Consider the following 24,192-nt stretch of genomic DNA (forward strand, 5'->3'; position numbering starts at 1 on the left):
AAACTAGTCAATAATAAATCTACAGCCCAATTTTCAACAAAATCTTAAAGATTATTACTGGATAAACAAATTTCTTTTTTTGTGGCCTTCGTAGTACAGTGGTTAGTATAGAGGATTGTGGATCCTCGGACAGGAGTTCGATTCCCCTCGAGGGCCCCTTACAAATTACTTTTTGTTGCAGTATCAAAAAGAGGTGTAAACGTAATTGAGGTTAAAAATTGGAGTACAATAACCCCTATGGTTTTTCACCTCATGAACAAGTAGATAAAGCTGGCCGTGTATTCTGGATTAGATTAAAATCTTCTTGGTTTAGACCAAAAGATCCGCCTATCACTAGTGTGTTGTTATCTCTTCAAGGAACTATTCCATATAACAAAAAATATGGATATGTTTCCGTGACGAATCTAAATAACATCAATTCATTTTTGCAAAACTAATCAGAAAAGTTTTCTGAAAAAGAAGTTGAAAGATTAATTGGAAGGATTAAAAGAGATGTAACAAAATAAGAACTCTTATTTCTATTCCAATTGAACATATAGATCAAGGTGTAATTTCTTATCTATATTTTTCCAACATACTGAATTTAATTGCAAAATTACTGCATGAAAGAAATCCTTGAGAACATTCTGATGAAATTCTGATTGTGTTGTATTATTATGCATTAGAAGAATTTGGAAAGGCTCTATATCTAATTCGATTAAAGGATGAATTTAACGAGGATTTTGTTGAAGCATTTCTCTATGATCATAATATCAAAATCAAAGAAGATCTGAAGCATAATCCTGATTTGTTACTTAGAAAATTACAGATTAAAAGAGAATGGGAAGATCCTAATGCAGAAATGTTTCGTAGTCGAGTTACCTATGAATTATCTGATGATGCAATAATTGATGGATTCTTTGAACGTAGCTTATGGTTAGTTGATTATGATATTGAAAACAGCAGTGGAAATCTAAGTTTGACATTCATGATTCTGATGAAATTTCAAAGAAGATGGAATTACTACACAGTGAAGTGACAAAACTACAAGAACAATATAGAAAATCTCCTTGACTATCACTAAAGTGGTTCAAATCAGAACGATTTGAACTTCGAAGAGTATTGAACTAAAATCACAAGTCCCTTTGATGGACCAATAATGGCTCAACCTATCGATGCAAAACAAAAAATCATAAAGATTATTTGGATTAATACTCTTGTGTTGATCCTTGAATCCTAAAACCAAAATTTCTCTTATTGTAATATCTCAAATCTCGTTAATTATTGGTAGTTTTCTTACTGTTGCAATTCTGGAATCTCAGATTAGCTTGGTTGGAAACTCTGTTAATATTGCTGGCAAAAATAGGTTATTGACTAGCCAATTTTTAAATGAATTAAAAGATTTTACATATGTTAAAAATTCCAATGCAATGCCTGAAGTAAAACTAAACGAGCTTGAAGAAAATATTCTTCTGCTAAAAAATGGTGGATTTGACAATGATTTGAAAATTCAAAAACTAGATGAAAAATTCATGAACGAATGGAATGTTGTTTATCAACACTATGGTATATTGAAATCAAATTATGAAAAATTTACAGAAAATTATGATGGCATTGTATCTACAAGTGATATGTCTGAAATTGAAAACCATGCTTCTTTTCTAATATATTCTTCAAATGTTTTAGTAGAAAAGATTGGAATTGGCATTAATCAAACTAGTCAAAATATGATACTTTTACAAATAATTCTTTTAGAATCTAATGTTGGTGTTCACATTGTATTATTATTAATAATCTTTAGAATCTTCAAAACAATGTTTGAACAAAATTTAAGACTTGAAAAATTAGCTATAATTGGTGAACTTTCTTCACGATTAGCTCATGACATGAGAAACCCTTTGTCCAACATCACTATGAGCACACAATTACTAAAATCAAAGACTAGTGATGAAGATACTGTTAAAAAATTACACATTATTGAAAAAGGAATTGCAAGACTCTCTCATCAAATTAATGATGTAATGGATTTTGTAAGAACTAAAGAACCTGAATTGAAATTATGGGATCTAAATTCTATTCTTAATGATTGTTTTAATCGGTTTAAATTCCCTGACTCTGTCAAAGTGATCTTACCTGAGAAATCTACGTTAATCAGGTGTGATAAATCCCAGTTTGAAATACTTTTTATTAATTTGATTTCGAACGCTTTAGACGCAATCCAAAATAAAGGCTCAATTGAAATCAGTGTAAAGGTTAATCCTAATGAAACAATAATTCAAGTTATGGATACTGGTACTGGCATTCCTGAAAAAAAAATAAAAACTATTTTTGAGCCGTTGATAACCTTCAAGGAAAATGGTACGGGATTAGGCTTGGCTAGTTGTAAAAATATTGTTGAAAATCATAGAGGTACTATAACTGCAAAAAATAATCCTACAACATTTATCATAACTCTCCCAAATCACTAATAGAAATGCTAAACCCTTCAAATCCTCTTGAACCTAATTTTATTCTCTAAAATTAGTCCTGATCTAATTCAATAAGGATCTTTTGAGTACTATTTTAGTGGACAAAAAGATGGGTAACTAGCTGATCTTTCTGAATCTTAATTTGACTCCCAAAATGGCAGTGATGTCCATAAATTTGAATCTGAAAAATCATTAACTCTGATCGAATGAAAATTTAACCAAAAATTTTAATTCATTTTTGTTCTATCTCTAATTCCATGTTAGGATTATGTGGGAAATACTATTCCTCTGGTCTTTCTCTAGTGTTAGATGAAACTACAGAGGCAATATGTGGTAAATGTAAAAACTAGAACTAATTTGATAAGTCACCTCAAGGGCCCTTGCAAACCCCCTTGTCCCTTTTGATAGACCCACGTATTCTCCAAAAATGATTCAAGCCTCTATTGGCATTCATTTACTAAATCCAGTTAGGCGGAATCATTAATACCAATAAAATAATACCTCTACAGGTAAGATAAGTTTGAGAAAAATTGAAATTATTTGCTATGATCAACAAAGTCAAAGTGTAGAATTTACTTTTAAAAAATTCAAGATTCCATTTCACGTTGAATTAACCATGGCAGAAAATGAAAGGCTTTTGCGTTATACTGGAATATGTCCTGATCTCTTGGCCGATTCACTAACAAACGAATTAAACAAAATTATTGATACTCGAAGAAAAGAGTTGTATGTTACTAGTTTATCTATTGAGGCCACACTATCTGATTATCTTTCAAACTATGCAAAAGAACTTGAAACGAAGCAGCTCAAAGTGAAAAAGAAAAAATTAATTGAAGAATACGAATCTCTGATAGAACCTAATGTAAAATTCAACAAGAACCTTCTTTTTATGATAGTTATTGCTGCAGGAGTTGCAGTAGCTGGACTTTTTGCAAACAATGCTTCATTGGTTATTGGTGCAATGTTGATATCCCCATTACTTGGACCGATTTCTGCTTTTTCATTTAACACTGCGGTAGGCAAAACTGACAAAATGCTCAAAGCACTAGTTTCAGGATCAATTTTACTTGTTTCAGTTATTGCAACTGGTGCTATTTTAACAGGAATTACAGTCCAATTCGTAGATTTGCCATTGACTGATGAAATATTATCTAGAACAATTGTTTCTCCTGTGTTTTTAGCGGTAGCTATAGCACTTGGATTGGCAGGAGGTATTGCAATGTCTACAAATATTCCTGGAATTTTAGTAGGTGTGGCGATAGCAGCAGCTTTGGTTCCTCCTGCTGCAGTTGCAGGAATCGGGATTGCATTATGGGATTTTGAAATATTTTCTAGTGCATTGACTCTAACTGCTGCAAACATCATAGGGCTAGTTTTGGGAATGATGGTTGTTTTCTTTATAGGCGGTGTTACTCCTAGAAAGTTTTACGAAAAAGAAAAAGCTCAACAACACATGGTAATCACAATAAGCATTTTCATTGGATTAAGCATATTTTTAGGATTTTTGTCATTAAAACCATAACCAAAATAAAATCCATCATGATTAGAAATTTCTAGTATTCACTAATCCTTTTTCACAACTAATTCATCAAATCTTTTTATCTACAAAATACATTTACAATATGGTTAGAGTTGATGAATGTTTTCAATGTGGTGCAAAAGAAAAAGATATCAAACTGATCTTTAAATCTAATCAACCAGTATTATGTGAAAATTGCTACAAAAAACTAAGTTAGATCTATTCATAACTATTTTAATTAATTGCCTAACTACCTATGTAAAGAAAAATAATTAAAAGTAATCTGCCCACCCTCTTTGCATCATTATGGTAGCAGTAGATTCACTTAGACAAACTGCCTTTCCATTTGATGTCTTAATTAGTAATTCCAATTCTTCATTACAGATTACATCGCTTGCATTGATTCCTGTTCTCATCTGTTTTAGAGGAGGCTGTATCTCTTGTTGTATTATTCCGTATTCAAATTTTAAAAATAAACTTTTTGCACTCTCACCAGTAATTTTCACTTGGTATTCGCCAAATTCCCGTAATACTTCAGTTGTAGTGACAGTTTCAGAAAATTTTGGAGAATCTACCAATGGAACAACTTTATGATAAATAGTCACTCCTTCTGGAGAAATTATATCCAGTGTAATCTCGTATAACTGAACAGGATTTTGTATTATTCCTGAAATTATAATTTCATCCTCCTTTTCATAGAATTTTTTATCCAAAATTCCATTTACTTGATTGACTAGAATGTGTTCTTTTGGATCAGCCTTTCCAATAACCTCGGTCCCTACAATTTTTACTTGTTGAACATGGTCTCCTAAGGTCATGCTAAGAACTGTTTTATCCTCACTTTTTGTCGTTTCATAATTCATTGTTTGTTTGTCGTTAATCCAAACAGCTTGAGGATTTTTGATTAATGTCTCAGGTAAATATGCTACAAATTTGTCATTGTTAATTTTTCCTACAAAATTAAAGGTGAGGCTTTTTCTAACAGTATCGACATCAATACTGACCAAATTTCTCTCCGCCTTGTATGCAACATCAACAGGATATTTTGAAACATTAGAACCCACATTATGAAATACTTCAAATCCTGCATCGAGTTCAATAACATTGATTATTCCAATCATCCAAGGATGTATTTTGCAAAAATATTTTATTTCACCAAGATTTTTTTCATCAAACATTACAGCATATCTGCTTCCAGGACCCATGTATCCACTATCAAAAATTCCTGTAAGACCTAAATCTAAACTTCCAGAAGTAACAGTATGATTATCAGTATCTACATTTCCCCATTCAACTTTGTCTCCAGGCCTTATTGAAATTTCAGTAGGCAAATAATGTGCAGGGGCATTAGGATCAGATGAACCTGCAGGAATCTGAATTTTCCATGTTTCGCCATAAATTGGGACAATTGTAATTGTAAAAAAGACTAGAATGGAAAGAAATAGTATTTTTGAATTCATTTGTTAGAATTATTATTTTTAGTATATTAGACAGAATGATGATTTCCAAAAATGAGAAGATTAAACTTCTGAGAGAATTTTCTTTTTTTATTTGATTCCATCTGCCAAACCTACAGTGAATGCCAAAAAAGCATATCCTCTACCGCCTTCTTCAAATAGTGCTTTGATCTTCTTTATTGGATCATTGAAAAGAAATTCTCCGAATTTTCCAATGATGTCCATTTCTTCTTTTACAGGTTTCTATCTCCTGACCGAAAATTGAATTGATTGGAAAATATGATAAAATGATGATCATTACAATGGCAAATCTCACTGATGACATGAAAACATACAAAATGTTCTAGAATAAAAATTTCCCAAACTTTGATTTGCTCCAATTAGCATATGTGCCTATTTTCATCTCAAAATGATTCTAGACTAAGTCAAATAAATAATTAAATCCAATTCAATTTGACTCCGTGAAATTCATTTTTGATAATTAACAAGTATGTAAATATGTAAAATTATACAAATATTACCATGAGTGGAAATGATAATCATTCTCTAGATTCTGATGAATTGTGTTCTTTACTTGAAAAAAAAGAACCGATGTTATTGTTTGATCTTAGATTGTTAGAATCCTACAAATCTGGACATATTGATGGCTCAGTTCATGCTGTCTGTGATGCTAAAGCAAAAGAAACCATAATGCCTCGAATTCCACAGAATGTCAAAACTGTTCTTGTGGATGATGATGGTACAATGGCATCAGAAATTTCTACAATGATGCGCTCTTTTGGATTAGATGCACATTATCTAAAGGGAGGAATGAAAGAATGGAATAAAGAAACTGTTCAGGGTAGTCCTTCTACTACCATTCATCCTGATGATTTATGGGAAAAAATATCTGATGACAATCTGTTCCTACTTGATGTTAGAAACAAGGATGAATTTTCTGATTTTCAAATTCCAGGCAGTGTAAATATTTCACTTCCAGATGTGTTTTCTTCTGAAAACCTCTCAAAGATTCCAAAAGACAAGGAAATAATCACTATCTGTCCTCATGGAAACAGAGCAATGGTTGCAACATTTGCTCTTGCAAGAAATGGCATCCAATCACATGTTCTTGAAGGAGGACTTGCTGGATGGAGCCAAGTGTTAAACGTCGTGAAAGTATCTGATAATCCAACTATTATTCAGATTGAAAAGGTCGGTAAAGGTTGTCTTTCCCATATGGTGATCTCAGAAGGACAGGCAATTGTAATTGATCCTCTTTTTCCTGCAAAAAAATATGAAGATATTGCCAAAAAAGAAGATGCAAAGATTGTCAAAATCTTAGATACACATCAACATGCAGATCATATATCATCTGCACAAAAGCTTGCAGAATTGTCAGGCGGTTCAATGTATGAAAGTGGACATGAAGAATGGGAGAGATCTGCAAATCTACTAAAAGACGGAGATGAAATATCCTTTGGCAAATCAAAACTTCAAGTAATTCATACTCCTGGACATACTCCTGGTAGCTTGTGTTATTTGATTGATCAAAAGTATGTGTTTACAGGAGATATTTTATTCATTGAAAGTATTGGAAGACCAGACCTTCGCGATAAAGCAGAAGAGTTTGCACGTCACCTGTATGATTCCTTACATAATAAATTGCTAAAACTTCATTCAGAAACCCTAGTTTTTCCTACTCATCATGGAATGACAGTAGTTCCTGAAAACAATGCATATTTTACAACTATTGAAAAGGCAAAACAACATGACATACTAAAATTATCAAAAGAAGAATTTGTAAAACGTGTAGTCCATATTACTGTTCCAAGACCGATGAATTATCAGAAAATTATTCAGATAAACAAAGGCACCATTCCTTTAATTCCTATTGATATTCCTGATTTGGAGATTGGTCCAAACAGATGTAGTATTGCTGGAACTTAGAATCTAATTTTATCACTAGATAAAACTCGATAAACAATATTAGCCACAAACATGCCTAAAATGAGATGAACTTTAACTTGACAAGCAAATCAAAGATTTTATAATTTTAAAAAATTCCAAACTTGCTTGACTCCATCTCTTCTTTAATAGCTAACTTGAATCTGGGTGATTTAGGTTCTACATTTTTTGTCAACCATGACAGAAATTTCTTATCTGTGCCTTTTCCTTTCAATTTTTCAAAATCCCCTCCCATCATCTCTGCCAATTTCTCAATCAGGGATTTGTTTACGCTTAATACAAAAAAATGCCAACCAAAAGCAAATTCTGAATCTGTCATCACAAAGTCTTCTCTACCGTGGACCATTTCTTCTAATAGTGTTAATTGGTGAGTTAACACTTTACTGGTTTTATCATAATCTACAGCGGAAACATTGATGTTTAATCGACTTTCCATATTCTGTTTACATAAAAACAAAATAAAAGGATTGCACAAGTTATTCTTCTAGTAAATATTCAAAATCTATATCAAAATGCATCTTCATTATATTGATGTATGTTTTAATAGATTCTGGAATCTCTTCTCCACATACGACCCCTAATTTCTTTGCATTAATCCAAATCACTAACGTTTGTATGATTGTTAAAAATCTATCATTTTTAATTTCAGGTGATCCAATTGCTTTGGTATATCTTTCTGCAAATTCCCATGCTGTTACAAAATCAACACATTTTACACCAAAAATTGCTAGTATCTGTTCTTGCATATTTTGTGCTTTTTTGAATGGAACTTTATTCAGAATATATGGAAAATCTACTTTATCTGGAAGACAATCTGGAAGAGGTCCCCAAATTGTAATTATCTTTGTTTCGGGTTTTAATTTTTCAAATTTTTCTACCATTTTGGCAATTACAGTCTCATCTGTAAACCAAAATAAGATAACTGACGCATCTGAAATATCTGATTCTTCTATATTTTGACAAACTAATCTTGCATAAATTTTTTTCTCTTCTAAAATTTTCTTTGCATTTTCTATTTTTTTTGAGTTAATATCAATTCCAATTGCATTTTTTACTCCAAATTCATTTACAGCTATTTCAATTCCTTTTTCATCACTGCATCCTAAATGATAAAAGGTGTCTTCTTTATCCAACCCCACAAATTTGAAAATCTCCCTAAATGATTTTTCAGGCAATTGTACATCTTCACCATTAAGTAAATTGTCTGGAAGTGTTTCTAAATATTCTTCAATTTTCATTATCAGTAATACTGTAAACGAGAATTTATTCTCTTATACTTTCTAATTTTGAAACTGCTTGCCATAATTGCGTTCTAACGTATGAAGGCATGTTTGGGTCTTGTGTGACATCATCTAGTAAACTGATTGTGTTTGCTGCTCTTACTGATAATGAATATTCTGGATTGTTAAGATCTGCAATCAAGTCTGTAATTGACTTTTTAATTGTCTTTGGAGTTGAATTGCTTGCAGTGATCTGTTCTAACGTTTCAATTGCTTCCTTCATTGATTTTTTATTTTGAGCATCATCAGCCATTTTTTACACATTTTCTTAAAAATTAGAGGTATATAGTTACATCTCTAGAAAGACATTGTCTGATTCGACAACAACGTTGTATGATGTTAAATCTCTAATTTTTGTTGGGAATTTAACTAATTTTCCAGTTTTACAATCAAATTCTGCTGCATGCCATCCGCAAGTAATAGTACACCCATCTAATTTCCCTTCGGATAAACTTGAACCTGAATGCGTACATGAATCATCTGTAGCATAATAATTTCCATTGATGTTTGTAACTAGGATGTCTCTGCCATCAATTGATACTTTGATCATTTTTCCTGGTGATATATCTGAAGTTTTACCAGCTATAATTTTTCCCATTGAATTTTTATCTAATCATTCTTAATAATTTTTTGGATATGGTAGGGATAACAATTAGAGATGCTACTATTCTGGATAAAATTCCAGTTTTGAAATTCTGCAAAAATACTTTTTCTTGGGGTGATTATATTGAGTATGTTTGGGATTATTGGTTATCTGAAGGGGATTTGTTTTTAGCTCAAAAACATTATCCAATTGGAATGTGTCATGCAAGTTATTCTAAAGATCAAATTTGGATTGAGGGAATTAGAATAGATCCTAAATTCCGTCGTCAGAACATTGCATCTCAATTAGTCAAACATGCTGAAATGATTGGAAGGAAAAAAAACCTCCCTTTTTCTTTCATGCTAATAAACACTGAAAATGTCGAATCTTTATCTATGGCATATTCTCTAAATTATGATGTTTTCCAAACTTGGAATTTCTATTCTTTGGAACCTAAAATTAATTTGAATCATAATGTTACGTTTGTAAAATCCCTTGACGCTGAACTTTATTCTCATTATGTCAAATCATGGAGGTGGCTTTCAATTGATAATGATCTATTGACATCTTTTTATGAAAAAAACTCTATAGTAAAATCTGATGTAAATGATAAAAATTCTATTGCATTCCTCACTGATTCAGAACATTTTGCTAACACATTGATCGTTACGTTGTTTTTAAATTCAAATGATTCTGCGCTGGAAATTATCTCATTTTTACAAAATTTTGGTATTGAAAAAAACTATGAGCGAATTCAAATTTTGACTAGAGATAAATTGCCAAATTTTGATTCATTAGAATACAAAATCTCATTTCATTTAATGAAAAAAACTTTAGTTTGATTTTACAATTTTTATTGTATTGTTTAAAATTCCTAAACTCTCAATTTCCATCTCCACTTTATCTCCATCTTTTAAAAATACTGCATTTGGTTTATTCAGCATTACTCCTGCAGGAGTTCCTGTGGAAATAATGTCTCCTTTTTCCAATGTCATCACTTTGGAAATTTTTGAAACAATTTCTGGAATTTTAATGAACATATTACTTGATGAAGAATTTTGTCTTAATTCACCATTAATTTTTGTAGTCATTTTGAGATTTTGAGGATCTTGGATTTCATCCTTAGTTGTTATCCATGGCCCACACGGTGCAAAAGAATCAAAACTTTTTCCTCTTGTGAACTGTTTATCTTTGAATTGAATATCTCTTGCAGAAACATCATTGAATACCATGTAACCAAATATCATATCGGATGCATCTTGAACACTGACATTTTTGCAATTCTCTCCTATAATCAAGGCTAATTCTATCTCATAATCTAGTTGTGTGACAAAATCTGGGCATATGATGTCTGATTTTGTACTGTTTAATGCCGTACGTGGTTTGATTACGATGGCTGGATCCTCAGGTGCTTGTAATCCTTGTTCTTTTGCATGGTCTACATAGTTAAATGCCAAACAAATAATCTTGTTAGGATTTGGAATCGGGGCCAACAATTTGTATTTTGAAAGATCTTCTCCATATGGTAAATCGTCAATTTTATTTTTTATTTCATCATACCATCCATCAAAAAGAAAATCTTTTACATTTTGAGGGATTGGCACTCCTGTCAAATAAGTAATCTCATCTTTAGTTGATACTTTATTTCCTTTGACAAAACCATATGTTTCATTATTTCCATACGATAATCGTGCTATCTTCATTCTTGATCACTTGTGTGTAAAAATTGATTGATTTTGTGAATCTTTTCTACAATATCCAAATCTAACAAACTGAATTTCTTCTCCTTCTTTTAATTGTAGATAATGAGGTTCTGTATAAACATCCAATTCTTCTAAACTATCTTCATTAAATTCTTCCCCGCTGAACAAAGTTTTTGGAATTACCATCTTAATTTCATGTGCAGTTTTTTGAGGAACCCATTGTATTTTTAGAATGTTATCTGTTTCACCATTTTCTATAAATTCTCCTTCTAATTCGATTCCTGATTTTGTTATTGACACATTACCCAAACCTAAAAGACGGATTTGTGTTCCTTCTTTGATACTTTGTGCATCTTCTCCCGAAATGTAAAAATTCTCATCAATCTCAATTTTTCTTTTTCCCATATCATTAACTGGATGATTAGGAATTTCTATTGATGATATTGGTAAATTTCTTACTGTTAGTTTTTTGGCATTGCTTACCATGAATAGCCTAATACTACTTGCATCTACAAATTTTCTGTTAAATGCTTCCAGTGCATCAAATGGTGCTAGTGTGTTTGCTTTGGTTAATCCCAAAGACATTATGAATTTCCTTATTGCTTCAGGTTTAATTCCTCTTCTTCGTAATGCCTCCAAAGTTGGCAATCTTGGGTCATCATACCATGAAACCTTGCCTTCTTCAATCAAAGGTTTGATTATTCGTTTTGAAATTGGCATTCCTTTGAATTCTAGCCTTGAGAAAAATCCCTGGAATGGCTTTCTCATGTGTAATGCATCTAAAATTGCATCAATTAGCTCTTTTCTTAATTCAAATTCTTTTGAACGAAATGCATGTGTAACTCCATCCATGCTATCTTCTATGGCAACAGCCATATCGTAGCTTGGCCAAATTCTATATTTTTCTCCTAATGTGTAGTGTTTTCCTTCAATGATTCTAAATAATACTGGATCCCTCATAACTGCATTGTCTGCTTTCATATCTCCACGAAATCTCACGATGGCATCTCCTGGTTTAAATTTCTCACTCATTTTTCCCCAATTTTTATAATTTTTTTCAATATTTTCTATACTGCATTTGCAAGATTTTCTTTCTCTTCTATTTTTGCTAATGTCTTCTCTTTTGCATGTACAAACGTAAGCTTTACCTGAATTGATCAATTCAATTCCTTTCTCATAAAATATTTCCATATCATCTGATGTATTTTTTACTGTATCAAATTCAATTCCTAACCACTCTAATCCCACTTTGATGGCTGCATGATATTCCATTCTTTCTGCTTCGGGATTCGTATCGTCCATTCTTAGAATGAATTTTCCACCATACATCTTAGCATATTCTGAATTGATGATGGCTGCCTTTGCATGACCAATGTGGGGATATCCATTAGGTTCAGGTGGAAATCTTGTAATTACTTTTCCATGTATTGCATTTTTTAGTTCTGGAAGTCCTTCTCGCTCTTCAATTTTTTCTTTGGGAATTAAAATCTCTGGAAATTTTTCTTTAATTTCTTTTTCTTGTTCGTCTAATGACATCTGATTAACAGATGAAACGATTTCAGAGATTTCTGGAGATATCTCTTTTACTTTAGTTCTGAGTTCTGCTTTTGTCCCAAGAATTTTTCCTATAATTATTTTGTCTCTGGTTTCTCCTTCATGCTCAAAAGCATTTTGAAGAGCCATTTTCCGAATTTCTTTTCTTAGTTCTTCATCCATGTTGATTTTTACCTATATTACACCTATACGCTTCTTTTAACTACAAAATCTAATAATGAAATTAGTTCCGTTTTAGCAGAACCTGAATATCCAGCTAGTGATTTTTCAGCTTTTTGAGCGTATTTTAGAGCCTGCCCTCTGACATTTTCTTCAATTCCTAAGGATCTTATGACTTCTACAGCCTTGTTGAGATCCATTCTTGAAACTTTTGAATTTCCAAATACTTTCAAAATGATTTTTTTGTCATTACCTTTTGCTAATTTTATTGCCATTAAAATTGGAAGTGATTTTTTACCCTCTCTTAGATCATTACCTACTGGCTTTTTTGTAATTTTAGGATCTCCCATCACTCCTATGAGATCATCTGTAATTTGAAATGCAATGCCTAGATTTCTTCCAAATGATGAAAGATTTGAAATGTCTTTTGGTTTGTTTGTTGCACATATTGCCCCCATTGCACATGACACATCAAATAGTGCAGCTGTTTTTTTCCCTATCATTGTAACATATTCTGCTTGTGATGGAATTTTTCTCTCTTCTGACATTTTCACATCAAGCAATTGTCCTTCACAAATATCTACACAAGCTTTTGAAAGTCTAGAAACGAGTTGCGTTGTTGCACTAGATGATAATTTTGAATCTGTGATCACCTGAAATGCTTTTGAAAATAATACATCTCCTGCAAGAATTGCAATCGGCATTCCAAATTTCTTATGAACTGTTGGAACTCCATGACGCATCTCGTCATTATCCATTATGTCATCATGAACTAATGAAAAGTTATGTACCATTTCCACTGCACTTGCAGCTGGCATTGCATTGGAGACTTTGCCTTTTAAAATTTGACAGCTTTTAATTACCATATATGGTCGAAGTCTTTTCCCCCCATTTACAATTAGATGTCCAGCTGCATCATAGAGTTTCTTTGGATTTCCTTTTAATTTTGAATTTAAATACTTGTTTACTATTTTTGCATTCTGTTCAATTTGTTTAGTTTTTTTCATTTACTAATCTCCATTTGTCATCTGGTAGATGAATTTTAATTGCTTTTTGTAATTCATCATGAATTTCCCTGCTCATCCATGTGGATAAGACATTTGCATGCTTCTCAAGCATAGATTTGTTGGATTTTTCTAATAATTCTAACGCAATGAGCATCCATGGACAATAAATTTCTGGATTTGTCTTTAATTCAACAAGTAATTCTTTTGATGAAATCCACTTTATTTCGTCAATTTCTCCTTCAATTTCTTTTAGTTCTGTGGATTTATCAATAACTCCAATCAATGTCCCACAAATCTCATTTTCAGAACCAACTTTCTTGTATGGAACATGATACTCAAATTTGTGCAGATAATCAAGAGTGCTATTAATCCCTAATTCTTCTGGCATTCTTCTTTCTCCTGAAGAAACATATGTTTCTGATTCTCTTGGATGGCTTGCAAAAGTTCCATCCCAATCATTTGGCCATAACATTTTCTCTTTAGCTCTTCTAGTAAGAACTAATCTTCCTTCTTTATCAAACAATAGTGCTGTAAATGCTCTATGTAATTTTCCATTAGGTAAATGACATTTTACTTTTTCTTCAGTTCCAATTGGATTGTCATTTTCATCTACTAAAATTACAAATTCATCCGACATTTCTTTTACCTCTAAACAATGTTCCTTCAAATGTCCTATTTTTAACCGCTTTCACAATCCTTTCAGGTTTGTTTCCGTTAACAAAGAATACATCTAGCCCTGTTTTAGCAATCTTTGATGCTTCTTCTACTTTTCTTGTCATTCCACCTGTGACATCCATCTTGTTCTCTGAAATTGTTGGCTGTTCTCCTTTTAATTCATAAATCAATTTTTTTGATTTTAAATCTGCATACAATCCATCTTCATTTAATGCAAAAATACAAAGTTTAGGTTTTAGTATTTTTGCTAGATGGGTCATAATTTTGTCTCCTGATAGAATGTATGTTTTTTTCTGACCATACCATAATGCATCTCCATATGTAACTGGAATCAAGCCTGATTTTGCAATCTTTTCTATTTCTTTAATTTTTTTAATTATGGGTTTATTTCCAGACATAAAATCTGTTGGTGGAAGACAATATGGATTTAGTTTATTTTTTAGCATTGAATCTAAAATTATTTTATTTAATTCAATCATTGAATTTTTAACAATGGCTACACCTCTTAGATCATATTTTTTCTCTTTTGTATGCATATCGTATTTTACGGACCAATAATGTCCATAGGATCCTCCTCCATGAATAATAATTATTGGCTGATTAATTTTTCTTAAACTTTTAGATAGATTATCAATAGTTTTTTTTCTTGCTAATAGGGGTTTTTCTTTGTTTGTGATGATTGAACCTCCTAATTTTATTAGAATCATGCTGTTCAAATTTATCTGATCAATTAAAAAGTATCCAGACCCTTAAAATCAATTTTCACGGAAAAACAATCATAATTCTCATTTTTGAATTGATTCATCGTTTGTTCAAGATTTGATTCATTTGTTAGTGCAAAGATGCATCCTCCTCCACCTGCTCCTGTAATTTTTGCACCAAATGATTTGTCTTGCCCTATCTTGATCATCATTCGCAATTTTTCATTTGAAACCCCTATTGTCTCAAGATATTCTTGATTTTCGTTTATTCTTTGACCTATCTCCACGATGTTGTTATTTTTTAATAATTCTAAAATATCTTCAATCAATTTTGATTCTTTATCACACAAAGTAGAGAATTTTTCTTCATTTTTCTCCTTAAACTGTTTTACATTTTCTACTATCAATTTAGTCGAATGTTCTATTTTGGAATTGGCGATAACAAGATGGAAATTAGGCTCAGATCCTATTTTATTGAATCCATTCTTTTTATCATATTCCATAATTCCTCCATATGTACAGACAGTGCAATCTGCACCCGATGTGTTTTCGAAAATTGTTTTTTCAGCTTCTATTGCAAGTTCTAAAATTTCCTCTTTAGATGTTTTTTTGAATAATCTTGAAATTGCTGCAGCTCCTGCAACACAACATGCAGATGATGAACCCAGCCCAACTCCTAATGGAATATCTGATTCTACTTTGATTCTTATTCCTGTATTTTGATTTTTTATCAATTTGTTTGCCAAATAATAAAATGGTTTTAATGGAGAATCAATTTCTAAATTTTCTTTGTTGGGTTCTAATTCTAAATTACCGATGTTTGATTTAATGGAAATTTTATTTTCTTTAATTGTCTCTGCAGTAACTGTGATTCTTTTATTTATTGCACATAGAATTGCTTTAACGCCATATACTACAAAATGTTCTCCAAAGAGAATTACTTTTGCAGGTGATGAAGCTTTAGATTTCAATAGAGTATACTAAAATTTTGAAAAATTATTCGATTTCTTCTTCTGTGATCTTTGTTTCAAAATCATCAATTTCAGCTTTCATTGGCTCGTCTTCTTTTAATTCTCCCCTTTCGATTAAGACTTGACGAACTAATAACCAATAAACTGTTGCTAAGGCTTTTCTTCCTCTGTTGTTTGCTGGAATAATTACATCTAGATTTGATGTGATATTATCTGTATTTGCAATTCCGATAATTGGAATACCTGCATTTGTTGCTTCAATGATTGCCTGTTCATCCACTTGTGGATCTGAGACTAAAACTAATTTTGGTTCAATATAATATGGCAATGAAGGATTTGTTAAAGTTCCTGGCATGAATCTTCCCAATAATTCCTTTGAGCCTAAACTTTCACAGAATTTCTCAATTGGGGTTTCTGCATATTGTCTTCCTGAGCATACAATAAGATTTTCAGCACCTACTCTGTTGATGAATTTAGCAGCAGTTTGGATTTTCTCTAATGTAAGATCTAAATCAAGCATGTAGAGTCCCTCAGGGCTGGCTTTGGTGATAAATGATTTCATGAATTTTGTCTTTACTTGGGTACCTACTCTGATACCTGTAGCTAAAACCTTCTTTTTGATGTCTGTTGCTTCAGTTTGTTGACTCATGACGATTTTAAATCTCTACCATACCGCGTATTAAATCATGCTCTGATAGTCGTAATAATTCATTGAGTTTTGCTACTCTTTCGCCTCCAACAATGCCTACTTTTAGCATTTTTGACTTTGTAGCAAGACCAATATGTGATATTTGTGAATCTGTGGATTCTCCAGATCTATGTGAAGTGATTAATTTGATATTGTTTTGAGTTGCTTCATTAGCAAATTCTAGAGCGTCAAAAAGACTGCCTGCTTGATTTACTTTTAAAATTGCTGCATTACATGATTTCAATTCAATTGCTTTTTTTAGGATATTTTTGTTGGTGACAGTTAGATCATCTCCTGTAACCAATGTATTTGGAAATTTCTTTGTTAATTCTGACATGTCTTCAAATGCTTCTTCATGAACAGCATCTTCAGCATAAATTAATTTGAATTTTTCAATAATATCTGCTGCAAAATCTATTTGTTCCCCAGTAGAATTTTCAAATCCTGCTCTATCATAAACATATTTTTCTTTTTCCTCATTCCATTGTGTTGATGATGCAAAATCGACTCCTAAAGACACTTCTTTTCCTAAAGTAAATCCTAAGTTCTCACAAGCTTTTGCAGAAATTTCCAATGCTTTTTGATTTTCTAGTTTTGGTGCCCATCCTCCTTCATCTCCTCTCCCATTTGTAAAGTTATGATCTTCTTTTTCTAAAACACGACGAAGTTCTTTGTGTACTGATAGATTAGTATCAATTGCATCTTGGATATCTTTTGAACCTATTGCACAAATCAAAATTTCTTGAATATCTGGTGTGCCAGGACCTGCATGTGCTCCTCCTCCTAAAATATTTCCTAAAGGAAATGGAAATCTGAATGAAGATTCTGATGATAGTGTCTTGAATAATGGTTCTCCTGATGCTTTTGATGCTGATTCCATTGAAGCAATTGTAACTGCAAAAGCTAAAGCTCCTCCTATGACTGAATAATTAGTAGAATTGTCTAGACTTTTTAGAACATCATGAATTCCTTTTAGATCTGATGATTCTAATCCGATAAATTTTTGAGAATTTTCTTTTAAGATTCTAAGACTTTCTTCAGGCTTTCCCTCTGGGAAACTGACTGCTTCATATTTTCCTACACTTGCACCTGATGGTGCACATACTCTTCCTAAAAATTGCTTATCTGATTTGACATCCACTTCAATTGTTTTACTACCTCTACTGTTGTATAGAATACGTCCTTCGATTGAGGAAATTTTAGCCAATTTATTCTAACTCAGATTGGACTTCTTGTTTTCTTCTCTGAATTGCTTCGTAAAATGGAATTACTTGTTGTATTGTTTCTACAGTGGTCAAAAGCATTCTTCTGCAACAATATCTTTCAACACCTAAAGAATCAAGAGTTTTTGTAGGATCTTCCCCTGCTTTGATTTTATTTTGATAATCTTCAAATTTATCAGCAATTAATTTTCCACAAGTTAAACATCTGACCGGAATTAACACGAACGAAAAAGTAACCAAGGATTATAAAAACCATGCAAGAAAATTCCTTTGCGGACGTCGCCCAGCCTGGCCAAAGGCGCTAGCTTGAGGGGCTAGTCTCTCAGGAGTTCGTGGGTTCAAATCCCATCGTCCGCATCATGAATTTTAGATTATTTTTCTAATTTTTGTAAAATCCTGATTAATTCTGTTCTTCTTCTTTCTTCAGTTATTACCGATCTAACATCATCAACTAGAATTCTATTTACATCAGTTTTTCTTCTAGCTTCTTTTACAACTTTATCGTATATTGAAAAAGTGTAAAGTTGAAGATACAAATTCTCCATTACTTCAAAAATTCTTGTTGCCTCATCAATATTGTTCATTCTAATTTTATCAAACACTTGTCTTTTCAATTCTCCTACACAATCGAGTAATCCTAGAACATAGGATTCTGGCATCACTGATAATTTTTTATCCGATGGGATTTCTTTTTTTTCGACAATTGCAATTAAACAAGCTGCCTCTACAAATTCTTGTTCTGGAGTAATTAGGTATCTTTCCAATCCTCCTGTTGCTTTTTTCTTGTATTTTTTTAATAGTGTTTTTGCTTGTTTCAAGTTCTTTTTCCCCGTTACTAAATCTTCTTTGTGAACTGCAATGATTGATTTACTGCATAAGATGATTGCTTCTCTAGTATTTTTTAACAAAAATTCTCTGGCATCTTGTATATCGCCTAAATCTTTTGCAATTTTATTCAACGATGTTTTTACATTTTTTAATGTCATGCTTACATATGTTTTAAAACTAGGATAAAGTCGTTTGCCAAACTCTTAAGAATTTCATGAATTCTATTTACAAAATATGAATTTTAAGAATTATTGTCTATAGAATAAAAATAGCACATAAGATATGTAGGGATAATGTTGGCATTTAGTCTTGCATTGATTCCAATTATGCATAGCTGGTTTGTCATATCCAGAAGGGAAGGAATCATTTTAGTTATAGGCTACATCTACTAGTTCATTAACTGTGATGCCTGAAATTAATGATGGAATGCCACAATATGTTTTTCGTTCAACACCAATGGTTTTACCTGATAGAAGATCAAATCCTAATAATCGCACCTAAGTTTATCTAAACATATTATCAAACCATTCAATTTTAGTCACATTTTAGCCATAGTTCGAATTTTCAAAGCTCTTATTTTGGATATAATTTCATGAATAATATGGAAATCACTGTTGATCAAATGTATAATATTGAAAATAAAGGCCATGAAATGGGATTTTTAAAAAAATTCATGATGGAAAATGCTGGAGCTGCAGCAGTAAGACGATTGTTAGAAAAAATAGGAAACGTTGAATCTAAAAATATTCTAATTTTTGTGGGATTGGGAAACAATGGGGGCGACGGTTTGGTAATGGCAAGACACTTGGCAGGATATGGTGCTAAGGTAACAGTAATGCTTCTAGGCAGTCCTGATAAAATAAAAACTGAAGAAAGTAATTGGAATTGGTCACTTTTACAAAAAATGCCTTCTGTAAAATTAATGTCTGGAAATTATTTGGATTTTGATTTTAAACCTGATGTAATAATCGATGGGCTTCTTGGAACGGGAATTTCTGGTGAAATTAGAGAACCATACGCATCAGCAATAAAATACATTAACGAAACAGATTGTTTCAAATTTGCAATTGATGTTCCATCTGGTCTAAACCCACAAACTGGAGATACTGCAAATATTTTTACAAAGTGTGATATGACTGTAACATTTCACAAAATGAAGCAAGGAATTCCCAAAAGAAAAGATCTTACAGGTGAATTGTTTGCTGAAAAAATTGGAATTCCTCCTGAAGCCGAAGAGGGCATACTATGAAAGTTCATCAAATTCAAGTAGGAAATATGCAGAATTTCTCATATATTGTTGAGGATGAAGATACTGGCGAATCCATAATCATTGATCCTTCTTGGGATTTAATTGAACTAGAAATGATAATTAAAAAAAATAATTTGAAAATAAAATACATTGTTAACACTCATCATCATTTTGATCATACTTTAGGAAATGAAGCAATGATGGAGTCTACTAAAGCTCCAATTATTCAACATGAAAATTCAGAATTAAAACACGATATTACTGTCAAGGATGGAGATTTTATTGAATTTGGAAATTCAAAATTAAAAGTACTTCATACCCCTGGTCATTCTCAAGATAGTATTTGTCTTGTTGGTGATGGGAAAATTTTTTCAGGCGATACTCTTTTTGTTGGAAATTGTGGTCGAATTGATTTACCTGGAGGTTCTGCAAAAGATCTCTATCACAGTCTTTTTGATATTTTGTATAATTTGGATGAGAAATTAGTCATGTATTCTGGTCATAATTATGGTTCTTCTGAGATATCTACTCTTGGACAGGAAAAAATCACTAATCATGTAATGCAAAAAAGAACTGAACAACAGTTTCTTGATATGATGGGTTAGTGATCTTAATGGAAAATTTTGAACTGTTTGGAAACATAGAACAAGGAAAAAATTTTCTTGATTCTATAAAAAATGGGCAGTTTCTTTTCTCGTTTGTGATTTCATATACTGAAACTTGTGAAATTCCCGGAATCACTTTTGCAGGTGCTGATAAAGATTCAATACAGTTTACTCCTCCTGCAGATGCAGAATATCTTCATTATGGATATTGTAAAACAATTGATAAAATCCCTATGACTCCTGATGGAAAGCCTACTCCTGGATTGCTGACAAAAACTGCACTAGAATCTGCAAGTATTCCTCATTTTACCATTAATGCTGGTAGTAAAATTCCACCCCAGCTTCCCTTCTTTGATGCATCTATGACTTATGGTAAAAATATTTTAAATCAAGATGCTATGACTGATTCTCAAATATCTCATGCTGTAGACTATGGAAGAATTATTGGTAGAAGTATGGCTTCGCTTACTGATTGTTTAGTAATCGGTGAAAGTATTCCTGGTGGAACTACAACTGCGTTAGCCGTATTGAGGGCATTAGGTTATGACGCTAAAGTAAGTTCTAGTATTCCAAACAATCCTGTTGAATTAAAAAATCAAATAGTTTCTTCTGCACTAAAACGAGTAGATTCTGATCATCCGTATAGTATTGTAGCAAAGGTCGGTGATCCTATGATTCCTTTTGTAGCTGGAATGTTGAGTTCTGCATCCAGTGTATCAAATGTAATGTTAGCTGGTGGTACACAAATGGCAGCAGTTTTGGCATTTGCATCAAAAATTGGATTTAATCCTGAGAATACTGCAATAGGAACAACTACTTACATTACAGGTGATACCAGCGCAAATTTTACTAGTCTTGTAAAAGAAATTGCTGATATTCCTGCTATAGCTGTGAATCCTGGTTTGGAGAATTCACAATATTCTGGTTTGAAAGCATTTTCCCAAGGCTTTGCAAAAGAAGGAGTTGGAGCTGGAGGAAGTATAATTTCATCAATGATAAAAACTGGAAATGATTCTTCAAAATTCTTAACAATTGCAGAAAAAGAATATCGTCGATTATTTACTTCATTGTGACTGATTTTGCAAGATTTCTAGGATAATCAGGATCTGTATCTTTTTCAAGTGATGTATAGTATGATAATATCTGAATTGAAATGATTTCTGAAGTTGGGGTTATTTACTGATAATCTTATTTTTTCAGTTATTCTGTTGAAGTTTCATCTTTTGAGGTTTCAGCAGTAGTTTCAGTCGTTTTTTCTTCTACATCTTCTTCATCACTATCTGTTTCTTCTTCAGTGGTTACTTTTGTAGGATCTTCTTTCTTTGTTTTTTCTAGCATTTCTGGAATCTTTGATTCAGGGGCAAAATGAACACTACTCTCTTCATCAACTGTAACAGTATACGATGGGATGTTGACTTTTCTTTCACCAATCATGATATGACCATGAATCACTGCTTGTCTTGCTTGATATGGTGTTTTGAATCCTAGTTTCTTTGTAACGATTGTTTGTAATCTTCGTGAAAGTAAATCTGTTGCGTTTAGATTAAGTACGTCATCTAATGTTGCATCACTACTTACCAAACCTATTCTTGCAAGAGAGTTCATCAAGATTGGTTCTTTTTCTGCTCGTACTTCCTGTCTTAATGCAAGCAATGATCTAGCTTGATGTCTTACCCGTGATAATTCAGTGTGTGCTTTCCATAATTCTCTTTTAGTTCTTAATCCAAATGTTCCGAGAGTTTTCAACTCATCCATTTTTAATTCATAATTGAGAGGTCTTTTTGGTTTTCTCCATACTTTACGTGGATATTTTGGATCTCCCATTCATAACACCTATTCTTTTTTCTCCACTGCTGGTGCTGCAGCAGGTGTTCCATCTGGTCCTGCTGGTGCTGCAGCAGGTGCGCCTGCTCCACCTTTTTTAACTGGAGCTGCCATTCCGCCTTTGGCTACGCCAACTGCTCCGCCTTTTCTACCTGAGGTTCTTGTTCTTTGACCTCTGACTTTAAGACCACTTAGATGACGATAACCTCTCCAACTGGCAGTAATTCTTTCTCTCTCGATATCGTTTCTTAATGTAAATGGAATATCTGAAGTCAACAAATGCATGTCTTTACCGGTTTCAATGTCTTTTCTTCTGTTAAGGAACCATGATGGAAAATTGCTTGCAATTGGATCCGTAATTAACTTCTCAATTGCTTGAACATTTTCATCAGTAAGGTTTCCAATGTTAGAATTAGGATTAATTTTTAATATATCCAGAATTGCAGTTGCAAAGTTGTAGCCAAGACCCTTGATCTGAGTCAAACCGATAACCATTTTCTTTTCTCCCCGGATATCGTTTCCTACAATTCTTACAATGTGTCTGTATTCTTGTGCGCTCAAGTATTCAAAAATTCAAAGAATCCCCGATAAAAACCATGCTAGGCACTAAATTAGATGATTTTTGAAATATGTGATAACTATGATTAATGGTTCATGCCTATTTTGGCTTGTTTTTGAATTATTTTATTTAAAGTCCTCATCATTTGTCCAGTCTTTTCCTTGGACATTCCATTGACTGCATTTACAGCATTTTTTGACTCCTCTCTGAGCATCAATGTCTACACAAAAACAATGAATTCCTTTTCCAGATGGATCCTTACTGCAGAGCTTTTGCATGTTTTTTATCGAGTCCTTTTCTTAATTATTCTATTGGAATATTAGAATCAAAAAGTTATAACTTTCAAAATTTTTTATTTTATTGTGAGTAATTCATTTGATCGTGAAAAAATTGTAGATTGCATGTTTAATCCTGTAACATCTTCTATTTTAGCAGAACTTGAGGATGGCAAAAAACAATGTTCTTTTTTGGCAAAACAAACATCTGTTTCCGAATCTGAAGTTCTTGAAAGGCTATCCTATTTGATTGAACACGGATTTATCTCAAAAGCTTCTGATGATGGAAAATGTGTTTTGATGGCAAATTCTGAGAAACTAGCAAGCATTATTGAAAATGGTGACAATTTCGATGAAGCTATAAGTGGATTAGAAAAAATGGATAGTTATCTAAACTGATTTTCTTTTATTTTTAATTCCCGAAATCCCAATTACTGCCAATCCTGCCATTCCAATCACAAGAATAGCTAAGGAAATAGTTGAAAGAATTGATTTTTTCACTGCATCAGGAAGTGGTCCAATTGCACCGGCAACATAAATCTCATCATCATCACTACTCTCTATAATCAATTGATAAGTTCCAGATTCAAATACATCAAATTCCTCTTCATGAGTTTCATCATTTATTATATGAGAAATAATTTCGATATTTGATGGATCTAATATTTTTGCAGATATTGTATCCTCTCTAAATTCCATGATTTGAACTGCAAAAATCCCAACAGGTGTATTTTCTTTATCCAAATCTACTGAGACTGTAACTGTCTCTTTTGAATTCACTTTGCCGTTTCCCTGACTTATTCCTCCTAACGTTGTTTGGTTTTCAACTACTGATACTGCTAATCCTGCCACTATCAACAATCCGAATATTACTGTGATTAATCCTATTTTTTGCACGGTTTCAGGCTAATTTTCTTTAGTTTAAACCTAATTTTTTCTAA

Annotated in this window: 31 protein-coding genes and 2 tRNA genes; 12 read left to right on the top strand and 21 right to left on the bottom strand. The window is 32.3% G+C overall.

Annotation, left to right across the window (positions count from 1 at the left end):
• Window positions 1–84: 84 nt before the first annotated feature.
• The 5 genes from OEW78_RS00950 (at window position 85) to OEW78_RS00970 (ending at window position 3,969) form a co-directional block, all read left to right on the top strand.
• Window positions 85–156: transfer RNA gene (locus OEW78_RS00950), tRNA-His, on the top strand.
• 62 nt (window positions 157–218) lie between these two features.
• A complete protein-coding gene (locus tag OEW78_RS00955) occupies window positions 219–437 on the top strand; it encodes a hypothetical protein (protein WP_300322873.1) in 219 nt (72 codons plus the stop codon).
• Between the two features lie 206 nt (window positions 438–643).
• On the top strand, window positions 644–1,018 hold the full coding sequence (locus tag OEW78_RS00960; RefSeq protein ID WP_300322875.1) for a hypothetical protein: 375 nt from the start codon (window positions 644–646) through the stop codon (window positions 1,016–1,018).
• A 190-nt stretch (window positions 1,019–1,208) separates the two neighbouring features.
• Complete coding sequence (locus tag OEW78_RS00965) at window positions 1,209–2,447, top strand: HAMP domain-containing sensor histidine kinase (RefSeq protein WP_300322876.1); 1,239 nt, start codon at window positions 1,209–1,211, stop codon at window positions 2,445–2,447.
• 520 nt (window positions 2,448–2,967) lie between these two features.
• On the top strand, window positions 2,968–3,969 hold the full coding sequence (locus OEW78_RS00970) for a TIGR00341 family protein (protein ID WP_300322878.1): 1,002 nt from the start codon (window positions 2,968–2,970) through the stop codon (window positions 3,967–3,969).
• Window positions 3,970–4,238: 269 nt separating this feature from the next.
• Here the strand turns inward: OEW78_RS00970 and OEW78_RS00975 are convergent, their stop codons facing one another.
• On the bottom strand, window positions 4,239–5,426 hold the full coding sequence (locus tag OEW78_RS00975; RefSeq protein ID WP_300322880.1) for a hypothetical protein: 1,188 nt from the start codon (window positions 5,424–5,426) through the stop codon (window positions 4,239–4,241).
• Window positions 5,427–5,513: 87 nt separating this feature from the next.
• Entirely contained in the window at window positions 5,514–5,648 is a 135-nt protein-coding gene (locus tag OEW78_RS00980) for a hypothetical protein (RefSeq protein WP_300322882.1), read from the bottom strand.
• A 297-nt stretch (window positions 5,649–5,945) separates the two neighbouring features.
• On the opposite strand from OEW78_RS00980, the gene OEW78_RS00985 reads away from it, so the two are divergent.
• Window positions 5,946–7,349 carry a rhodanese-like domain-containing protein gene (locus OEW78_RS00985; RefSeq protein ID WP_300322884.1) on the top strand — a complete coding sequence of 468 codons (1,404 nt, stop codon included), beginning with the start codon at window positions 5,946–5,948 and terminating at the stop codon, window positions 7,347–7,349.
• 106 nt (window positions 7,350–7,455) lie between these two features.
• Here OEW78_RS00985 and OEW78_RS00990 read toward each other — a convergent pair whose 3' ends face one another.
• The 4 genes from OEW78_RS00990 to OEW78_RS01005 are packed head-to-tail and all read right to left on the bottom strand — an operon-like array spanning window position 7,456 to window position 9,245.
• The gene (locus OEW78_RS00990) at window positions 7,456–7,803 is read right to left on the bottom strand and encodes a hypothetical protein (protein ID WP_300322886.1); all 348 of its coding nucleotides are present in this window, start codon (window positions 7,801–7,803) and stop codon (window positions 7,456–7,458) included.
• 40 nt (window positions 7,804–7,843) lie between these two features.
• Complete coding sequence (locus tag OEW78_RS00995) at window positions 7,844–8,605, bottom strand: SAM-dependent methyltransferase (RefSeq protein ID WP_300322888.1); 762 nt, start codon at window positions 8,603–8,605, stop codon at window positions 7,844–7,846.
• 25 nt (window positions 8,606–8,630) lie between these two features.
• A complete protein-coding gene (locus OEW78_RS01000; RefSeq protein ID WP_300322890.1) occupies window positions 8,631–8,900 on the bottom strand; it encodes a UPF0147 family protein in 270 nt (89 codons plus the stop codon).
• 36 nt (window positions 8,901–8,936) lie between these two features.
• Window positions 8,937–9,245, bottom strand: coding sequence for a non-heme iron oxygenase ferredoxin subunit (locus tag OEW78_RS01005; RefSeq protein ID WP_300322892.1), 309 nt, complete (start codon window positions 9,243–9,245; stop codon window positions 8,937–8,939).
• A gap of 38 nt (window positions 9,246–9,283) precedes the next feature.
• Between OEW78_RS01005 and OEW78_RS01010 the strand changes: the two genes are divergently transcribed.
• Window positions 9,284–10,072 carry a GNAT family N-acetyltransferase gene (locus OEW78_RS01010; protein ID WP_300322894.1) on the top strand — a complete coding sequence of 263 codons (789 nt, stop codon included), beginning with the start codon at window positions 9,284–9,286 and terminating at the stop codon, window positions 10,070–10,072.
• On the opposite strand, the gene OEW78_RS01015 is transcribed toward OEW78_RS01010, so the two are convergent.
• From OEW78_RS01015 to OEW78_RS01055, 9 genes are read right to left on the bottom strand one after another with little or no spacing between them, the layout of a single operon-like run.
• Window positions 10,064–10,933, bottom strand: coding sequence for a fumarylacetoacetate hydrolase family protein (locus OEW78_RS01015; RefSeq protein WP_300322896.1), 870 nt, complete (start codon window positions 10,931–10,933; stop codon window positions 10,064–10,066). The genes OEW78_RS01010 and OEW78_RS01015 overlap by 9 nt on opposite strands.
• Before the next feature lie 6 nt (window positions 10,934–10,939).
• Window positions 10,940–12,649 (bottom strand): glutamate--tRNA ligase, encoded by a 1,710-nt coding sequence (gene gltX, locus OEW78_RS01020; protein WP_300322898.1) that lies wholly within the window; start codon window positions 12,647–12,649, stop codon window positions 10,940–10,942.
• 23 nt (window positions 12,650–12,672) lie between these two features.
• Window positions 12,673–13,653, bottom strand: a complete 981-nt coding sequence (locus OEW78_RS01025) for a polyprenyl synthetase family protein (RefSeq protein WP_300322900.1) — start codon at window positions 13,651–13,653, stop codon at window positions 12,673–12,675.
• Complete coding sequence (idi, locus tag OEW78_RS01030) at window positions 13,640–14,290, bottom strand: isopentenyl-diphosphate Delta-isomerase (RefSeq protein ID WP_300322902.1); 651 nt, start codon at window positions 14,288–14,290, stop codon at window positions 13,640–13,642. The genes OEW78_RS01025 and idi overlap by 14 nt, the downstream gene beginning before the upstream one ends.
• Window positions 14,280–15,035: an isopentenyl phosphate kinase gene (locus tag OEW78_RS01035; protein WP_300322904.1), complete on the bottom strand. Its 756-nt coding sequence runs from the start codon at window positions 15,033–15,035 to the stop codon at window positions 14,280–14,282. The genes idi and OEW78_RS01035 overlap by 11 nt, the downstream gene beginning before the upstream one ends.
• A 23-nt stretch (window positions 15,036–15,058) precedes the next feature.
• Window positions 15,059–16,000, bottom strand: coding sequence for a mevalonate kinase (gene mvk, locus OEW78_RS01040; RefSeq protein ID WP_300322906.1), 942 nt, complete (start codon window positions 15,998–16,000; stop codon window positions 15,059–15,061).
• A 25-nt stretch (window positions 16,001–16,025) separates the two neighbouring features.
• Entirely contained in the window at window positions 16,026–16,649 is a 624-nt protein-coding gene (rpsB, locus tag OEW78_RS01045) for a 30S ribosomal protein S2 (RefSeq protein ID WP_300322908.1), read from the bottom strand.
• A gap of 7 nt (window positions 16,650–16,656) precedes the next feature.
• Window positions 16,657–17,895, bottom strand: a complete 1,239-nt coding sequence (locus OEW78_RS01050; RefSeq protein WP_300322910.1) for an enolase — start codon at window positions 17,893–17,895, stop codon at window positions 16,657–16,659.
• Window position 17,896: 1 nt separating this feature from the next.
• The gene (locus tag OEW78_RS01055) at window positions 17,897–18,133 is read right to left on the bottom strand and encodes a DNA-directed RNA polymerase subunit N (RefSeq protein WP_179363042.1); all 237 of its coding nucleotides are present in this window, start codon (window positions 18,131–18,133) and stop codon (window positions 17,897–17,899) included.
• 50 nt (window positions 18,134–18,183) lie between these two features.
• Here OEW78_RS01055 and OEW78_RS01060 point away from each other — a divergent pair.
• Window positions 18,184–18,268 (top strand) — tRNA-Leu (locus OEW78_RS01060).
• Between the two features lie 14 nt (window positions 18,269–18,282).
• Here OEW78_RS01060 and OEW78_RS01065 read toward each other — a convergent pair.
• Together OEW78_RS01065 and OEW78_RS01070 are read right to left on the bottom strand one after the other, a co-directional pair.
• Window positions 18,283–18,897, bottom strand: coding sequence for an RNA-binding protein (locus OEW78_RS01065; RefSeq protein WP_300322914.1), 615 nt, complete (start codon window positions 18,895–18,897; stop codon window positions 18,283–18,285).
• 210 nt (window positions 18,898–19,107) lie between these two features.
• Window positions 19,108–19,236 (bottom strand): hypothetical protein, encoded by a 129-nt coding sequence (locus OEW78_RS01070; RefSeq protein ID WP_300322916.1) that lies wholly within the window; start codon window positions 19,234–19,236, stop codon window positions 19,108–19,110.
• Window positions 19,237–19,340: 104 nt separating this feature from the next.
• Here OEW78_RS01070 and OEW78_RS01075 point away from each other — a divergent pair, with 104 nt between their 5' ends.
• From OEW78_RS01075 to cobT, 3 genes are read left to right on the top strand one after another with little or no spacing between them, the layout of a single operon-like run.
• Window positions 19,341–19,988, top strand: coding sequence for an NAD(P)H-hydrate epimerase (locus OEW78_RS01075; RefSeq protein ID WP_300323038.1), 648 nt, complete (start codon window positions 19,341–19,343; stop codon window positions 19,986–19,988).
• On the top strand, window positions 19,985–20,593 hold the full coding sequence (locus OEW78_RS01080) for a hydroxyacylglutathione hydrolase family protein (protein ID WP_300322918.1): 609 nt from the start codon (window positions 19,985–19,987) through the stop codon (window positions 20,591–20,593). The genes OEW78_RS01075 and OEW78_RS01080 overlap by 4 nt, the downstream gene beginning before the upstream one ends.
• 8 nt (window positions 20,594–20,601) lie before the next feature.
• On the top strand, window positions 20,602–21,666 hold the full coding sequence (gene cobT, locus OEW78_RS01085; protein ID WP_300322920.1) for a nicotinate mononucleotide-dependent phosphoribosyltransferase CobT: 1,065 nt from the start codon (window positions 20,602–20,604) through the stop codon (window positions 21,664–21,666).
• A gap of 127 nt (window positions 21,667–21,793) precedes the next feature.
• Here cobT and OEW78_RS01090 read toward each other — a convergent pair whose 3' ends face one another.
• The 3 genes from OEW78_RS01090 to OEW78_RS01100 form a co-directional block, all read right to left on the bottom strand.
• Window positions 21,794–22,417, bottom strand: coding sequence for a 30S ribosomal protein S4 (locus OEW78_RS01090; protein ID WP_300322922.1), 624 nt, complete (start codon window positions 22,415–22,417; stop codon window positions 21,794–21,796).
• Between the two features lie 9 nt (window positions 22,418–22,426).
• Complete coding sequence (locus OEW78_RS01095; RefSeq protein ID WP_300322924.1) at window positions 22,427–22,978, bottom strand: 30S ribosomal protein S13; 552 nt, start codon at window positions 22,976–22,978, stop codon at window positions 22,427–22,429.
• A 123-nt stretch (window positions 22,979–23,101) separates the two neighbouring features.
• Window positions 23,102–23,254: a hypothetical protein gene (locus tag OEW78_RS01100; protein ID WP_300322926.1), complete on the bottom strand. Its 153-nt coding sequence runs from the start codon at window positions 23,252–23,254 to the stop codon at window positions 23,102–23,104.
• 84 nt (window positions 23,255–23,338) lie between these two features.
• Between OEW78_RS01100 and OEW78_RS01105 the strand changes: the two genes are divergently transcribed.
• The gene (locus OEW78_RS01105) at window positions 23,339–23,650 is read left to right on the top strand and encodes a hypothetical protein (protein ID WP_300322928.1); all 312 of its coding nucleotides are present in this window, start codon (window positions 23,339–23,341) and stop codon (window positions 23,648–23,650) included.
• On the opposite strand, the gene OEW78_RS01110 is transcribed toward OEW78_RS01105, so the two are convergent.
• Window positions 23,642–24,148 (bottom strand): hypothetical protein, encoded by a 507-nt coding sequence (locus tag OEW78_RS01110; protein WP_300322930.1) that lies wholly within the window; start codon window positions 24,146–24,148, stop codon window positions 23,642–23,644. The genes OEW78_RS01105 and OEW78_RS01110 overlap by 9 nt on opposite strands.
• Between the last annotated feature and the right edge of the window lie 44 nt (window positions 24,149–24,192).

Source organism: Candidatus Nitrosopumilus sp. (genome assembly GCF_029882185.1).
Lineage (GTDB): Archaea > Thermoproteota > Nitrososphaeria > Nitrososphaerales > Nitrosopumilaceae > Nitrosopumilus.

Excerpts from the sequence above, each read along its gene's own strand:
- idi (WP_300322902.1), bottom strand. The coding sequence starts at position 14,290 with ATGTCGGATGAATTTGTAATTTTAGTAGATGAAAATGACAATCCAATT.
- OEW78_RS01000 (WP_300322890.1), bottom strand. The coding sequence starts at position 8,900 with ATGGCTGATGATGCTCAAAATAAAAAATCAATGAAGGAAGCAATTGAA.
- cobT (WP_300322920.1), top strand. The coding sequence starts at position 20,602 with ATGGAAAATTTTGAACTGTTTGGAAACATAGAACAAGGAAAAAATTTT.
- OEW78_RS01090 (WP_300322922.1), bottom strand. The coding sequence starts at position 22,417 with ATGGGAGATCCAAAATATCCACGTAAAGTATGGAGAAAACCAAAAAGA.
- OEW78_RS00975 (WP_300322880.1), bottom strand. The coding sequence starts at position 5,426 with ATGAATTCAAAAATACTATTTCTTTCCATTCTAGTCTTTTTTACAATT.
- OEW78_RS00990 (WP_300322886.1), bottom strand. The coding sequence starts at position 7,803 with ATGGAAAGTCGATTAAACATCAATGTTTCCGCTGTAGATTATGATAAA.
- OEW78_RS01100 (WP_300322926.1), bottom strand. The coding sequence starts at position 23,254 with ATGCAAAAGCTCTGCAGTAAGGATCCATCTGGAAAAGGAATTCATTGT.
- OEW78_RS01035 (WP_300322904.1), bottom strand. The coding sequence starts at position 15,035 with ATGATTCTAATAAAATTAGGAGGTTCAATCATCACAAACAAAGAAAAA.
- OEW78_RS01075 (WP_300323038.1), top strand. The coding sequence starts at position 19,341 with ATGGAAATCACTGTTGATCAAATGTATAATATTGAAAATAAAGGCCAT.
- gltX (WP_300322898.1), bottom strand. The coding sequence starts at position 12,649 with ATGGATGAAGAACTAAGAAAAGAAATTCGGAAAATGGCTCTTCAAAAT.
- OEW78_RS00980 (WP_300322882.1), bottom strand. The coding sequence starts at position 5,648 with ATGGACATCATTGGAAAATTCGGAGAATTTCTTTTCAATGATCCAATA.
- OEW78_RS01080 (WP_300322918.1), top strand. The coding sequence starts at position 19,985 with ATGAAAGTTCATCAAATTCAAGTAGGAAATATGCAGAATTTCTCATAT.
- OEW78_RS01065 (WP_300322914.1), bottom strand. The coding sequence starts at position 18,897 with ATGACATTAAAAAATGTAAAAACATCGTTGAATAAAATTGCAAAAGAT.
- OEW78_RS01005 (WP_300322892.1), bottom strand. The coding sequence starts at position 9,245 with ATGGGAAAAATTATAGCTGGTAAAACTTCAGATATATCACCAGGAAAA.
- OEW78_RS00995 (WP_300322888.1), bottom strand. The coding sequence starts at position 8,605 with ATGAAAATTGAAGAATATTTAGAAACACTTCCAGACAATTTACTTAAT.
- OEW78_RS00985 (WP_300322884.1), top strand. The coding sequence starts at position 5,946 with ATGAGTGGAAATGATAATCATTCTCTAGATTCTGATGAATTGTGTTCT.
- OEW78_RS01015 (WP_300322896.1), bottom strand. The coding sequence starts at position 10,933 with ATGAAGATAGCACGATTATCGTATGGAAATAATGAAACATATGGTTTT.
- OEW78_RS01010 (WP_300322894.1), top strand. The coding sequence starts at position 9,284 with ATGGTAGGGATAACAATTAGAGATGCTACTATTCTGGATAAAATTCCA.
- OEW78_RS01025 (WP_300322900.1), bottom strand. The coding sequence starts at position 13,653 with ATGAAAAAAACTAAACAAATTGAACAGAATGCAAAAATAGTAAACAAG.
- rpsB (WP_300322908.1), bottom strand. The coding sequence starts at position 16,649 with ATGAGTCAACAAACTGAAGCAACAGACATCAAAAAGAAGGTTTTAGCT.